The organism is Streptomyces sp. NPDC004051 (assembly GCF_053604275.1).
The window spans coordinates 334312-348144 of sequence record NZ_JBSGHG010000002.1 but is presented as its reverse complement, the minus strand read 5'-3'; the positions used below and the strand labels follow the sequence as shown (position 1 = coordinate 348144).

The window sequence follows — 13833 nt, the reverse complement described above, 5'->3', positions numbered from 1 at the left end:
CCTCGGCACCGGCACCGGCACCGGCACCGGCACCGGCACCAAGAAGAAGACGGTGAACGCCGCTCAGTTCCTGATCGACACCGGCGCACCGGCCCGTCTGCTGCGCGGCGACGCCGAGCAGTACGGAGGGGACCGGGCGGCGGCCCCGGGCCCCCTCCGGGCGGTGGCGTCGAGGCCGGTGGCGGCCTCTTCCTGCCGCTCCTCGCCGGAGTGCTGAGGGATCAACGCGGCCTTCTCGGAGGACTGCCCGGCGCGGACCATGGTGTCCTCGAGGGCCGCACCGGACCCATGTGGACAGCGGGTGCCCGGTGCGGCGGAGGTCGTGGAACCTGACCGCAGTGGGCGTCGGCCTTCGTGAGCGGTCCTGGCCCGGTCGGCGAGGGCGGATCGCCAGAAGTGCGCGGAGCCCGACCGGATCCGGTGGTTGCCGCGGCCGGCCGGAAGTCTCCGGCCCGGCGCCGGGGGGTTCGCCCTCGAAGGCCCGACGGAGCATCGGCCTCGGCGTCGGGCCGTGGAGAGCCGGCCCTGGAACGCGTACGTCAAGGCGCTGAAGACGATCAGGGTCAGGGCCAAGATCCCCGGCGACACCGGCCTGCTTCGGCATCGCCGCTCGCCGTCCGGATGCCGTGGCCGTCCCTCAGCGCATACGTCCCAGCACCTCCCGTACCCGCCGGGCGTCCCGGATCCGCTGCTCGTACGTCGCGCCCAGCACGAGCAGCAGCAGCCCGGCGAGCGCGGGGGGCAGCCAGCGGGGGAGCGCGCCCGCCAACGGCATCAGGTAGGGGGCGAGTTGGTGCAGCGCGTCCAGCACGAGCACGCTCCCGCCGAGGACGAGCGGCGCCTGGAGCCGGTGGCGGGCGCCCAGCAGGGTGAGGACGAGGGCCGCCGCGCCGAGCAGCAGGGGGCGCGGCCAGTCCGCGTCGGTCCACGCCGCGAACAGGCTCGGCACGAGCGTCACCGAGAGCCCGGGACCGTACGCCGTCCACGACGAGGCCTCGGGGTCCCGGCGGCGCCGGACGAAGCCCACGACCAGCGCCGGGACGGTCACCGGCAGGGTGTACGCCTCCGGGATGCCCACGTCCCACGACCCGAGCCGCACCCAGGTGGCCGACACGAACAGCGCGGCGGCCGCGTACCCGGCCTGCCGGCGGTCCGCGCGCACGGCGGTGCCCGCGGCGATCACCCCGCACAGGGCCAGGACGAGGGCCAGCACGGGTGCGTCGGTGACGGCCAGCCCGATGGCCAGGAGCCCCGCGACGGCGCCCGTGGCCTCGACCGGAACCGCGGCCCGCGGGACTCGCGCCGCGAGCAGGGCCGCGGCGGCCGGGACGATCAGGACCAGCAGCGCCGTGTGCGCGGACGGCCGGCCCGCGGCGGCGCCCACCGCACACACCAGACCCGCCGCACCGGCCAGGGACGCGCTCGCGCAGACGGCGGTCAGACGCCGGTGTGCGGCGGCCACCGCGAAGATCCCCGTCAGCGCGGCGAGCACGGCCAGGGTCGCGCCCTGGGAGGCGAGGGAGAGGAGCGCGAGGCCGGCCGCGGTGAGCAGGGAGAGGAGGACGGCGGTGCGGGACGTCGGCGTCCGACGCGCGTACACCGCCACGGCCAGCGCCGCCACAACCGTCAACCCCTGCGCGAACAGCCCTGCCGTGTATGGGAGTCGCCATGCGACCGGGAAGACGATCGCACTCGCCCAGACCAGGACCACGGAACCGGCCGCAGCCTGGTCGCGCCGGGCCGTGGTGGCGCGGGCCGCCCCGGCCAGAACCGCCGCGACGACCGCGAGCACCAGCGGCGCGGCCGCCGCGTCCGCCGGCCAGGGCGCCCAGACCGTCACCGCGGCGCGCAGGTCCGACGGCGCCCCGGACCAGACCCGCCCCGTCCACCCGACCGGCCCCAGCAGCGCCACGACGACCAGGGGCAGTGCCCACACCACCGCCAGGGCCTGGACGGAGGCCGACGCCCGGGCGACACCGCGCCGCACGGGTTCGGGGAGCGGAGCGCGGACGGCCCACAGCAGCCCGACCCCGCAGGCCAGATAGCCGGGCACCGTCCACACCCCGGGCAGCGACGCGCGCGGGACGCCGCCGAGCGCCGCGACCAGGAGCAGCCCGCCCGCCACTGCGGCGCCGGTGGCAAAGCCCTGCTGCGGGGCGCGCCATGCGGCGTACAGCGCGATCGCCGCCGCAAGGGCGAGCAGCGCCGCCGCACGGGCGACGGCACTCGGGCCGTCGGCCTCCAAGGAGAGCACGCAGGCCGCCGCCACGCCCCAGCCGCCCGTGCCGTACGCGCCGACGGCGGCGGCGATGCGCAGGGGCCTCGCGGACGTCCGGAGCGCGACGACCGTGTCGAACGCGGCCGTCAGCAACAGCGCGGCCGTGATCGCGTACGGGCCCGCGTCGGCTGCCACCGCCCACAGCAGCAGGGGGAACTGGGCGGCGGCCAGTGCCGCGGGGAAGGGGATGCGCAGGGAACCGAGTCCCCTGCCGTACCCCCACCACACCCCGGCCAGAAGCGCCGCCGCGACGGCCGCGTACCCCGTGCCGTCGGCGGCCGTCAGCGCGACCTCGTGCAGCGCGTACGCGTCGAGCACCGTCAGCGCCAGACCGAGGCCCGCCAGCGCCTCCGCCGTCGAGCGCAGCCCGCGCTTCAGCAGGGGCACGGGAGCGCCGAGCACCGCCACCGTCACCGTGGCGAGCACCACGGACCGCCCGGCGATCCCCAGGTGCCCCCAGCTGACCAGGGTGAACGCGATCGCGGCGACGGTCAGCAGGACGCCGCCGAGGACGAGGAGCACGTTCTGCACACGGGGCGCGGTGGTCTCGGGCCGCCGCGGTACCGGTGGAGCGGGCGGAAGGGCCGGCTGGAGGAGACCGATCAGCTGGGCACGGCGGGCCAGCAACTGGGCCCGGCGGGCGTCGAGTTGCCACAACTCCGCGTCGATGAGCCGCAACTCCTCGGCCGGTGGCGGTAGGTGGGTCATGCCGTGGAGTGTGGCGCGCGTCATGCCGCGGAGCATGAGTGAGCGTACTCAGCCCCGTACTCAGATCCCGCGCGGCAAAGGCCCCGACCTGCGGGCTCGACACATGGACCGGGACCACCACCGCTTCTGCGGCGTGGGGTGCGCTGCCCGTACCGGCCACCCGCGCGTACGCCGCGCTGGGGCGGGCCGAGAACCGTACCCGCCGGTGACCGCCACCTTCTCCTGGCATCGGGCGGCAGGGGCGGGCGGGCACGGTCGAGGAGAAAGCGGGGCAGGCTGGTGAGGGGGCGGATTCGGGCATCGATGGACGCGCCGTCAAGCCTTCCGTACTGACCCGCTTATCCCTTGCCGAGATACAGGGTGTCCTGCGGCGTGCGCACGGCGAAATGCAGGGGAGGGTGTTCCCCGCGCCCCGGGTTCCACCGGAGCAACGCGATGACCGGTTCCGATGCGGGGCCGATGAGCCGTATCCCGTCGGCGTTCCAGACCCCGCTCCGGCCCGGCTGATCCCCTGCCTCCACGATGAACACCGCCCCCTCCGGGCCGGCCAGCACCTCCGTGCCGGAGAGGACGTGGCTCTCGACCGTCGTGGCATCCGCACCCGTCAGAGCGAGCACCTCGGCTTCGGCGAGCGGAGCTCCGAGGGAGGGGGGTTTGTTCGAGCATGGGCTGCATTCAGAAGGCATCCGCTCCATGCGAGTGGGCCGACCACCGGTCACAACGCCGGCCACGGACGTGAAGGCGCTGATTGCGACGGGGCACGTCGCAGTCGGGAGTGTGCTCCGCCGCCGACCGCTCACAGGGCGTCGAGGACATGCTTCTGCTCTTCGGCCGGGTACCGGTCGACGACCGCGTCCACGAGCGTGCCCGGCAGGTGCGGGAGATCCTCACTCGGCCCGGTGTCGGGATCCTGGAGATCAGTTCTCCGCCACGCTGAACCATTCGGTGCCGCCGACCAGGTGCTCGTAGACGGGCCGGCCCTGGCTGCCGCTGGTGCGGAACGGTTTTCCGTGGTCGTCGATCCGTGTGGTTCCCTGACGGCCGCCGCTGGACCACTGCAGCTCCACGTACCAGTTCACATCGTGGGCCCGGGCACGGGCGGTGATGTACAGCACCTCGGGATCGGACCGGCTGACCTTGTAGGGGAAACCGCGCTGGCCGGCCTTCGGCACGACGACGGGGTGACCGGCGTCGAGGTCCGTGTCGAACGACCTCGTCTCCACGCCTCCGCCGCAGCCCGACGACCCCAGGTACGCGTTCCAGGCCGGGGGCGCGCCCGAGCTGACCACGCGGACGTGCAGGGACTCGATGACGACGGTTCCGTCCCCGGTGCCCTGGACGGTCAGCGCCACCCGCTGCCGGTCGGCGGCGACGGCGCCGTGCGCCTTCACCCAGCCCGGCACGTCCTGCCCCATCACCGGCGGCGAGACTTCGTCGGCAGGCCGGTCGATCAGGTACTTCCCCTCGCACTGCGGGTCGTCCCAGGCATAGGTGCGGGTGCTCACCGTGAGCGGGACCTCATCGCTGTCCTGGGCACGGCCCGTGTCGGTGCTGCGTGCCGACGGCTCGGCATCGGGCGTTCCGGGGGCCGGGGCCGGGGCCGGGGAGCGGCTCGGGCGCGCGGAGGGGGGTGTGGGCCCCGATGGGTGCGGCGTGGAGGCGGCGGAGGCCGGTTCCTCGGAGGAGGTCACGGTGTCGGTCGGCCGTCCGTTCTCCGCCAGGTCCGTCCCCCCGTCCTTCAGGCCGATCGTGAGCGCGGTGGACATGGCGGCGACGACGGCGGTGCTCGCCGCGATCAGGACCCACCGCCTGCGGGCGGTTTGGAGGAGCGCCGGAGTGCGGCGAGCCGGGACAGCCGCCTCCGGCGACGGTTCGGTGACGGACTCGGAAGGGTCCCCGGGCCCGCTCATGGAAGTGGGCGCGGTTGCGGACGGGGGCACGGGCCCGGGCGGGGTGTCCGGCACGGCCTCCGGCCGGGGTCGGTCCTCCGTGTGTGCCTGCGTGGAGCGGGGCTCCGGGCCCGGGCCGGACGCGGACGCTCCGGCCCGGTCCGCGGAGGCCGGTTCCGTATCCGCCGTGGCCCGCCGGGCGCGTTCCCGTGCCGCGTCCGCCAGGACCCAGCGCCGGTGTAACTCGACCCGCTCCTCGGGAGCCGCCCTGCACACCTGGGCGAAGCGGGAGACGACCGCGTTGTCGGCCGGCACGCTTTCCCCCTTGCAGTACCGGTGCAGCGTCGAGGTACTCATGTGCGCCCGCTTCGCCAGGGCCTCGTAACTCAGCCCGGATCGCTGTTTCAACTCGCGCAGCAGTGCCGCGAAATCAGCAATCTCCTCAGCCGTCCCCACCGGTCCCCCATTCCGTTCGGCATCCCATGAAGGTCACGTTTCCCCAGGTCAGAGCCGGTCGCTCATCCCAGCGTCCCGAAACTCCCGATGGAATGGCAAACGGGACGCCGTATGACACAGCCTTGGGCCATCCAAGCACGGCGCCTCGCCGGAGACGGTGCTCCGCCCCGCTCAACTCCTCTTTCATGGCCCGCCCTTCCGGCGTGCCCACCCGCACTCCCTCCACGCAACACGGCCAGGACAAGACCGGCCGGCCGGTCGGCCGACCGACACGGTCCACCACCAAAAAATCATCTTCCTGATGTTCAGAGAGAGCAGTCCACTCATGCGTATCGTCACTCGTTTCGCCTCTCGCACGACCGCCTCCTCCATGGTCGTCGCCGCCGCCCTCGCGCTCGTCGGCTTCCAGACCGCCGGGCAAACCGCCTCCGCCGCCACGACGAAGGCTTCCTCGGTCGTCACCTGCACCACGGCGAACACCAAGCTGACCGTCACCGAGGTGTCCCGCCCGATCAACCACCTGCTGCTCAAGGCCACCAACACCGGCACCAAGCCCTGCTACGCCTACAGCGCCCCCCACCTGAAGGTCGGCACCGACGCCCAGGCCCCGCTGCCGTGGGCTCGGGAGACCACGCCGCAGGCCGTGGTGGTGCTCGAGCCCGGCCAGTCCGCGTACGCGGGCATCACGACGTTCTCCCCCGACGGCGAAGGGGGCAGCACCGCGAAGACCCTGGGCGTGTTCCTCGCCGACAAGAAGGGCAACGCGACCGACCAGGAGAAGACCCTGAAGCTGCCGAACGGCGGTGTCTTCTTCAACAGCGCCGCCACCGTCACCTACTGGCAGGACAACGCGGCGGACGCCCTCTCCTGGTAGCCGCCCTGGCGTCCCACGGCACAGCCGCCGTCCGACCGCACCGAATGTCCCGCCTTCACGGGGGCGCGGTGCAGCCGGCGGCGGCACCGCGGACGCCACGCGGGCTCCCGCCGCCTGTTGCCCACCTCACCACGCCGACTTCCTCGTTCACTCCTCATCACCTGGCACGGGTGTCCGCAGGGTCTGCTGCGGTACGGCGAACGTCGGACCCCCGACATGGCGGCAGGTTCAGCAGGCCTGCAACATCCTGGGTGCGGGCGTCGCGAACCGATGCGGCGCCCCCGGTTCGACACCCTCCGACGGTTCGGGCGGCAGGCGGGCGAGTGGCGTCCGTCTCTGGAGATACTGCGCAGTGCACTGATTGCGCGCACAACCCTGTCTGCGGCACTACGCGAAACCGGCATCCGATACGGCACTGCCAGGGGCAGAACGGTTCCACCGGACGACACAAGCCGAGGCTGTCCCCCATCCGTGCCCGTAAGGCTGGTCAACAACGGTGTGTTCCGGCGCTCTCGACGCCATGTCCAAAAGCACATGCGCCCAGGTCAGGATCCATCTGGTGGCGCAAGCACCATCGCTTCCCGAGTTGAAAGCGCGAGTTCGGTTCTCGTCACCCGCTCCGTGATGAAACCCCCGGGTCAGCGGCCCGGGGTTTCTCTCCGTGCTTGCGTGGGAGTGGTCGCCTCCGCAAAGCGGCAGCCCGCGGAGGGAACACCGTCCCCCGTCGCCGGCGGGACCGACGGTGGCTCCTGCGTCATCAGCGAGAACGGGGTCTGTCAAACGAGCGGCTCTGTCTCACATTCGGTGGTGACAAAGCGTCATCATTGATGTACCTGGTCCGAGCTTCAAGGAGAGCAGTCGCAGACGCGCCATCGAGCAGGGCAAACACGGTGCTGACGATCCGTGGGACTGCTGCAGCGTCATCGCGACCTACACGTCGCTCGATATCGGTCGCACCCCGACCTTTCCCACCGAGCCGATCATCAAGCAGGCTGAGCGGATGCGCGACGCCCAAGGCAAGTGAAGCGAACCTGGCTGACCCTTCAGCTGAGGTATCTGCCCAACCGATGGTCCACTGCCGCCACAGCACCTGTGATGGAGCAGCGAAGTACAGAGCCGCGACCGCAGTCGGGGCACCAACACTCCAGGGCGGCCACCAGGCCAACGCATCGAGCCCCAATGGCCCTGCACCGAGAATTCGGGACGAAAGCATCCCGTGCCACAGTCGTGCCAGATGCAGGGGTCAACGACGGTCAACGACGGTGCTCAGCAGGCGAATGTCCAGTGAGTCGAGCAGACCCACGAGACGCAGGTCAGCCGCTCTATGGCTCAGCCTCTCTCCTGAAGCGGGTGTTGCAGGACCGAATCCTGCCAAGCCAGGCCTTCAGGATCGACCCTGCGTACCGCGTTCGCCACCGGGCTGCCCGCGCGAAGGCCGTCAGACGGGCCGGGCCAGACGGTCCGTCAGGACACAGGCCCGGGCCCGCTGGACCGCTCCCGCCTGGGAAGCGGCGAACCGCAGCAGGCCTGGGGGCGTCCGCAGGTGCAGGGTGTCGGTGACGACGCTGCCGGCCTCGTGGCGGTCGATGGCGAAGCGGTAGCTCAGGCGGACCCGGCCGGGGCTGCGGACCTCCCCGAAGACCTCGGCGGAGTGCGGGAGGCCGTCCGGGACGGCGGCGAGCGTGACGTCGGTGATGTTGTCGTGCCGCAGGACGCCCAGGAAGCGGAAACGCTCCACGGCCGTGTAGTTCACGGTGCCGCCGTTGCGGCGCACGTCGCGGACGGCGACGACGAGCGGCGACAGGCCGACGTAGTGCAACGGTTCGGCCAGGTGCGCGAAGACCTCCTCCGGCGGCGCGGCGATCTGAAACGTGTGCTTCAGCTCGGTGGACGGCACCTCGGCCCCCTCCTCGATACGGCGCGCCTGCACGGTGATCCTCCCATCGCCGGGGCGGAAAGTCCCCGTACTCCGGCGGTAGGGCGGTCTGCGGGTCGGTACAGCTCATCGGAGCCCAGCCCCGGAGCCGACGAGAGGTGTGCCAGACGCGTGCCAGATCGTGCGGGGAACCACGGGGAACGGCGGGCGATCGGCCGGCGGCCAACCAGTCGGGGACACACCGTTCCGTCCCAGTTCAGCAAGGCTGCGAAGACCGAAGCACACGAGCTTCCCAAGCTGAGAGCGCGAGTTCGGTTCTCGTCGCCCGCTCCAAGCAAAACCCCAGGTCAGTGACCCGGGGGTTCTTTGTTGTCCAGACCGGTGAGCGGGTGCCGCACCACAACCGCACCATTAGCCCGCCGACGGCTCCTCCTTATGGTGCGTACGGTCACCGGTGTGGTGCTTCGCACGCTCGGCCCGTACGAGGTCGTCGAGCCCGGCGGTGACCCTCACGGCCGGGCCTCGTACCAGTGGATCAGCGCCGCCTGACCGGGGTCGTCCGACGTCTCCGCCGACTCGACGGTGAGCGGCTCAGCGACCGGTCGTCCCGTCGGCCGTCATCCGGTGCCAGATCTCTTCCACCCGTTGCCGCAGAGTGGGGACCAGTTCCACGTTGTCTCCGCGTTCGGCACTCTGCAGGAGTTCGGTGATGACCACCAGCTCCGCGAAGCGTCCGCCCTCACTGTCGAGAACGGTGGAAAGTTCCCGGCGGACGCGCTCGGCGGTCTCCGGCATCGTGAGGCTGTAGGCGTGCAGGAGGGCTGCGTCGTAGCCGGCCGGGGCGGTGCCCCAGCCTTCCCAGTCCAGGATGCCGAGTTCGGGACCGGCGAGGTTGGCCCAGTGCAGGTCACCGTGTGCGGTGGACCATGCGGGAGGCGTCGTGGGGACGGGCCCGCCGAGGAAGGCGAGGTACTTCGGCATGGCGCGGTCCAGGTATGCCTGGCGTACGGCCGTACGGTCGGTGCGGACCGTCGGGAGACAGGCCAGGGCCGTGCGCAGATCGTTCCACCAGGCGGTCGTCAGGGAGGGCACTGCGGTGACGAGTGCGGGGGTGGGCGACACGGTTTCGCCGGCGACGTGGTCGTACAGCTCTGCCTTGTACGCGTTTCCTCCCTCCTTCCACTGTCGTACGAGACGCAGACGAGGGCGCGGCACCTGTCGGGGCACCAGCCGTTCGGCGTCCTCCGGCCCTGTCCACAACTTGCCGCTCGCCTTGTCCACCGGGCTGTGGACGACACGCAGCCACCCTGGCCCGTGAGCCCCGGTGACGGGTCGGCCCAGCGTGCGTCCCCTCCACCCCCACGCCTCCTGCGGCCCTTCGTCGGACGGCCGTGTGCCAGGAACCGCCCCAAGGAGGCCGCACGCCACGGTATGGGCCCTCCGCATGCGCGCGGCGACCTCGGGGTCGTCAGGTTCCGAGGACATCGATGACCTTTCTCAGGCGATCGGGCGACAAGGGCTCGCAGACCACAGCCCCCAGGGCATCGGCCCAGTGTGCCGGTGTGCTCGACGACAGCAGGACACGCGACACCCCGGGGGCCGACAGGGCGACCAGGAGCGCGGCCTGCGCTGCGGATGCGGCAGGGGCGATGAAGCGCACCAGTTCCTCCGTCATCGCTCCGAGGAGTTCACCGCCTCCGAGCGGGGCCGATGCGAAGACGTCGAGCCCCGCTTCCCGTGCCTCCACCAGTGCTCCGCACCCGTCGAGCGCGTCCGCCACCACAGCGAGTCGAATGAGTGAGACCGGGAACTGCACGGCTCGGAAGTGGTGCTGTGGCCCGCCCACGGTTTCCGCAAGTGCCGTGAGTTCGGGGATGGTGAACAGGCCGCTCGACAGGCCCGCCCAGGTGGCGACGCCGTAGCCGCCGACCCTGCCGGCGTCCGCCATGCTCTCCAGTTCCTCGAATGCCTCGGTCAGCGTCCGCGACAGATCGGCCCGGTCCGTCCGGCCGTGCTCCGGATTGTGGACGAAGACCAGGTCCGGGACGCGGCCGAGGCGGGCACGACTGCGGGCGAGCTGCCAGGCGATGCAGGGACGTGCCAGGCAGTGGCCTTGATCGCGGTCGTACAACGGCACCCCGGCGTTCCGAGCGGCCCGCCGGTCGGCGTCGGGCACGAAGCCGACCTTGGTCGAGACACGTACCTGTGGACACGCCTTGAGGACCGGCCGCAGAGATGCCTCGGCCGTACCGGACGCGTAGTTCGGCGCCGTGTCGATCCATGTCACCCCGGCGTCCACGGCCGCACCCACCGACTGCGACACGTCACGACACCGGTACGTCCCGGCCGCCAGACGGGCGCTCATCCGGCCCGTCCCACGGCCGCGACCTCGCCGTCCACCAGCTCGCTCACGAGGTGCGCCACCTGCCCGACGCGAAGTCCGGCCGCTCGGGCGAGTGTGTCCAGGCGGTGGTGGCCTCCGTCCAGGAGGAGGGACAGCACAGGTGCGGCCTGCGGGGAGAAGGCCCATTCCTCTCCCCCTGCCGTCAGCACCGGGTGGCCCTCCCCGTCGCTGTGCAGCCGGGCGCGAGCGGTTACCAGGTGTACGACGAGAGCGGGGTCGGGCGGTACGCCCTCGACGTACGGCAGTGAGGGCACCAGGCGGGCCCGGTCGGTGGCGTCCCGCATGCCGAGGAAGCGGTCGAGCAGCGTCCCGTCCTCGAACTCCTTCATGACGAGGTCGCCGAGGGACCGTACGAAGTCCGCCTTCTCTTCCTCGGTCCCGAAGCGTGGCAGGTCGCTGCGCACGATCGCTTCACGGCGCAGGTCCTCGGAGAGCCACTGGAGGAGGTCGGCGCCGGTCGTCGTCTGCATGCCGCAGGTGAGGTGGAGGGAGTGGACGCCTTCGGAAGCGGCGACCGCGTGCCACCAACCGCGCGGCAGGTACAGCATGTCTCCCGCGTGCAGGACCAGTTCGACGAGCGGCTCGTTCGGCGGCGGTTCGGGGACGTCCGTGTCCCGGTGGAGCGGGGCTTGCCTCGTGGGGCCGTGGATGCGCCATCGTTTGGCGCCGTCGAGCTGGAGGACGAGCACGTCGTGGTCGTCCCAGTGGACTCCGAAGCCTTCCTCGGGGGTCCAGGAGGCGTAGGCGTTGACCTGGATGCCGGTGCGCAGGTGTCGTTCCAGTTCCTGGGCGAGGTGGCCGACGCCCGGGTGCAATTCGTCGATCGCGTCCAGGACGAGGGTGGCGCCCTCGGCGAGGTGACGGTGCAGTTCGGCGGGCTTGAGCCGGTGCCACACGGTGCTGCGACGGGTGGTGACCGGCACCGAGTAGGCGTGCTGGGGCAGCGCCTCGCCGCCCGCCGAGAGGCGCAGGCGGGGCGGTTCGAGCCGGTGATGGGTGAGCAGGGCGTTCAGGTCGTCCCAGCCGAGCAGGCCGGCGAAGCGGCCCGGCTCACCGGGGAAGTGGCGGTAGGTGCGGCCGTACACCTGGGCGAGGAAGTCCTCGCCCAGGCGCGCGACCACCGCGGGTACGTCGGTGGTCATCGGTTGCGGCCCTTCTCAGTCGTTGCCGTCGGAGCGGCCGGTGGAACCGCCGTCCGAGGGCTGCTCGGCCCGCGAACGGGCGGCGGCGATCCGGCGACGGGCAACCAGCAGGCCGTGGTCCTCCTGAGCACCGTTCGTGGTCACGTTCTGCTCGGGCATGGTTGTGTCTCCTTCGGTGTGGGCGGAAGCGAGCCGGTTGCCCGCTCCCTGGATGTGGCGTCTCCGGCTGCCCCACCAGACGGTGGAGTCCCAGTCGGAGGCGTCTGTAGCTGATGGAGGACACGCGCGTCCCAAATCAGCTGGTCAGGTGGTCAGGTGGCGGTGACATGCGCGCGGGAGCCGCTGAGCACGCCGCATCCCGGTTCGGCAAGCGCCACCGGCCGCGGTGCGCCCTCGAACGAGGAATCGTTTACACATGCGGCGGGAGACGGACGGGAAGGCGAGGTTGAGCAGCCGCCGATCTCGAACCAGACCACTTTTCCGTCCGTGGTCGGCTGGGAACCCCACGCCTGGGCAAGACCGTCGACCAACTGCAGTCCGCGCCCACTCTCCTCGTCCAGGTCGGCCGGCGCCCGCTGCGGGAGAAGGCCGCTTTCCGCATCCTCGGCTTCCAGGCGCACACACGTCCCGTTCCAGCTCACCGTGACCCGGCAGCCCTCCCCCGTGTGCACCACGGCGTTCGCGATCACCTCACCGGCCAGCAGCTCCAGCGTCTCGACCGTCTCCTCCGCAAGTGGCAAGTCCCAGTCACGGACGATCGCGACAACCCTGCGACGAGCGGAAGACACAGCGCCGGTGTCGGACGGGACATGGAGGGACGAGGACTTCGGGGCGAGTGTTCGGAACGTCATGGAGGGCGAACCTTCCTGGCTGTGTGCGTCGGAGTTCCACACAACCGCCCCCGGCCGACAACGCCCAGAGCACAATGGACGCACCAATGCGGCATCCGTGCGTCACCCGCACGCCTCACCTGGGAAGCCGCGCAGTCGTACGTCCCTGGCAGGGCAGGCGAAACGGGGAGACAGCGTCATGGCGCACCACCGCAACGGCCTCGCAGCACGCCGCCGGACCGTGGGCCTCACCCAGGAGGCTCTCGCCGAGCACATGCAGGTGGACCGCTCCACCATCACCCGCTGGGAATCAGGCCGCACCGCCCCACAACCCTGGATGCGCCCACGACTGGCCCGCCTTCTGCGCGTCGACGCCGAGGGCCTGAACGACCTTCTGACCGCACGGTTGCCAGGCCGCACGCAGGAACAAGAAGCTCTCGATCACGTGATGCTTCACCCGGGCCGCATCGACCTGCCGGCCGTCGCCGCACTTCGCACGCGCTTCGACGACTGCGCCGCTCGCTACGACCGTGTGCCTTCGGCCGGTCTCATCGCAGAAGCAGCAGCACAACTCAACCGCATCGACCAGCTCGCCGCCGACTCCGCCCGCGGACGCGTCCAGAGGGAACTCCACGCCCTGCACGCCGACGCGTGCACCCTCATGGGGCAGTTGGTCTGGGACGCCTCCCAGCGCCGCGACCACACCACCGCGAAGACGTACTACGAGCAGAGCGCCGACCTCGCCCGCCACCTACGGGACACCACTCTCGAAGCCCACGCCTTACTGCGCACCTGTTACGTCGCGCTGTACGGCGCACACGACGCGCAGGCGGGGCTCGCGCTCGCGGAGCAGGCAGCCGAAACCGCCGAGCGCACGAGCCCCGCCCTGACCGGACTGGCGCTCCTGCACGTCGCCGAGGCACACGCCATACTGCGGTCGGCCTCGGACTGCGAACGCGCTCTCTCCCGTGCAGAACGGCAACTCGACCATGCGGACGGCAGCGACGCCGCCGCCGACCTGGTGTCACCCACCCAGTTCGGCCGCCTCGCAGGCTCCTGCTACCTCTCGCTCGGAGACCACCGACGGGCCGAAACCCTGCTGGCCTGCACTGCGGAGAAGCTACGGGACAGGCGAAAGTCACGCGCGATCGTGCTGGGGAACCTTACGCTCGCCCGTATCCGTCAACGCGATGTCGAGGCGGGGGTGGCCAGCCTCACCGAGGCCATCGCCGAGCTGGAGACCACACGCGGAGGCGGCGGCATGAACATCGTCTTCGGAGCCGCTCGCGAACTGCGCCCCTGGCGACAGGAACCCCTTGTCGCGGAGGTCCACGACAGACTGTTCGGTCTGATGACGGCAGCGTAGGAGAGAGAAG

Annotated in this window: 12 protein-coding genes and 2 pseudogenes; 4 read left to right on the top strand and 10 right to left on the bottom strand. The window is 71.5% G+C overall.

From position 1 onward, the window contains the following. Positions 1 to 52: 52 nt before the first annotated feature. Positions 53 to 151, top strand: a pseudogene (locus ACWEQO_RS05185) (PIN domain nuclease); the annotation flags it as partial. Positions 152 to 156: 5 nt separating this feature from the next. Here the strand turns inward: ACWEQO_RS05185 and ACWEQO_RS05180 are convergent. The 3 genes and pseudogenes from ACWEQO_RS05180 to ACWEQO_RS05170 all read right to left on the bottom strand — a co-directional run. Next, a pseudogene (locus ACWEQO_RS05180) lies at positions 157 to 343 on the bottom strand (tyrosine-type recombinase/integrase); the annotation flags it as partial. Between the two features lie 294 nt (positions 344 to 637). Beyond that, a complete protein-coding gene (locus ACWEQO_RS05175; RefSeq protein ID WP_452979101.1) occupies positions 638 to 3022 on the bottom strand; it encodes an SCO7613 C-terminal domain-containing membrane protein in 2385 nt (794 codons plus the stop codon). Positions 3023 to 3324: 302 nt separating this feature from the next. Next, on the bottom strand, positions 3325 to 3603 hold the full coding sequence (locus tag ACWEQO_RS05170) for a hypothetical protein (protein ID WP_452979099.1): 279 nt from the start codon (positions 3601 to 3603) through the stop codon (positions 3325 to 3327). A gap of 197 nt (positions 3604 to 3800) precedes the next feature. Here ACWEQO_RS05170 and ACWEQO_RS05165 point away from each other — a divergent pair, with 197 nt between their 5' ends. Continuing rightward, positions 3801 to 3923 carry a hypothetical protein gene (locus tag ACWEQO_RS05165; RefSeq protein ID WP_452979096.1) on the top strand — a complete coding sequence of 41 codons (123 nt, stop codon included), beginning with the start codon at positions 3801 to 3803 and terminating at the stop codon, positions 3921 to 3923. Here ACWEQO_RS05165 and ACWEQO_RS05160 read toward each other — a convergent pair. Further along, a complete protein-coding gene (locus ACWEQO_RS05160; RefSeq protein WP_452979093.1) occupies positions 3904 to 5331 on the bottom strand; it encodes a helix-turn-helix domain-containing protein in 1428 nt (475 codons plus the stop codon). The genes ACWEQO_RS05165 and ACWEQO_RS05160 overlap by 20 nt on opposite strands. Positions 5332 to 5656: 325 nt before the next feature. Here ACWEQO_RS05160 and ACWEQO_RS05155 point away from each other — a divergent pair, with 325 nt between their 5' ends. Further along, positions 5657 to 6205, top strand: a complete 549-nt coding sequence (locus ACWEQO_RS05155; RefSeq protein ID WP_452979090.1) for a DUF4232 domain-containing protein — start codon at positions 5657 to 5659, stop codon at positions 6203 to 6205. A gap of 1438 nt (positions 6206 to 7643) precedes the next feature. Here the strand turns inward: ACWEQO_RS05155 and ACWEQO_RS05150 are convergent. From ACWEQO_RS05150 to ACWEQO_RS05125, 6 genes are all read right to left on the bottom strand, one after another. Further along, on the bottom strand, positions 7644 to 8135 hold the full coding sequence (locus ACWEQO_RS05150) for an SRPBCC family protein (RefSeq protein ID WP_452979087.1): 492 nt from the start codon (positions 8133 to 8135) through the stop codon (positions 7644 to 7646). 537 nt (positions 8136 to 8672) lie between these two features. Next, entirely contained in the window at positions 8673 to 9362 is a 690-nt protein-coding gene (locus ACWEQO_RS05145; RefSeq protein ID WP_361460869.1) for a phosphotransferase, read from the bottom strand. Between the two features lie 187 nt (positions 9363 to 9549). Beyond that, positions 9550 to 10446 carry an aldo/keto reductase gene (locus ACWEQO_RS05140; protein ID WP_361460867.1) on the bottom strand — a complete coding sequence of 299 codons (897 nt, stop codon included), beginning with the start codon at positions 10444 to 10446 and terminating at the stop codon, positions 9550 to 9552. Next, on the bottom strand, positions 10443 to 11627 hold the full coding sequence (locus tag ACWEQO_RS05135; RefSeq protein ID WP_452979082.1) for a cupin domain-containing protein: 1185 nt from the start codon (positions 11625 to 11627) through the stop codon (positions 10443 to 10445). Before ACWEQO_RS05135 ends, ACWEQO_RS05140 begins: the two co-directional genes overlap by 4 nt. 15 nt (positions 11628 to 11642) lie before the next feature. Then, complete coding sequence (locus tag ACWEQO_RS05130) at positions 11643 to 11786, bottom strand: hypothetical protein (protein WP_279334824.1); 144 nt, start codon at positions 11784 to 11786, stop codon at positions 11643 to 11645. A gap of 152 nt (positions 11787 to 11938) precedes the next feature. Beyond that, positions 11939 to 12478: an ATP-binding protein gene (locus tag ACWEQO_RS05125; RefSeq protein WP_452979079.1), complete on the bottom strand. Its 540-nt coding sequence runs from the start codon at positions 12476 to 12478 to the stop codon at positions 11939 to 11941. A gap of 178 nt (positions 12479 to 12656) precedes the next feature. On the opposite strand from ACWEQO_RS05125, the gene ACWEQO_RS05120 reads away from it, so the two are divergent. Further along, the gene (locus ACWEQO_RS05120) at positions 12657 to 13823 is read left to right on the top strand and encodes a helix-turn-helix transcriptional regulator (RefSeq protein ID WP_452979076.1); all 1167 of its coding nucleotides are present in this window, start codon (positions 12657 to 12659) and stop codon (positions 13821 to 13823) included. The last annotated feature ends 10 nt before the right edge of the window (positions 13824 to 13833 follow it).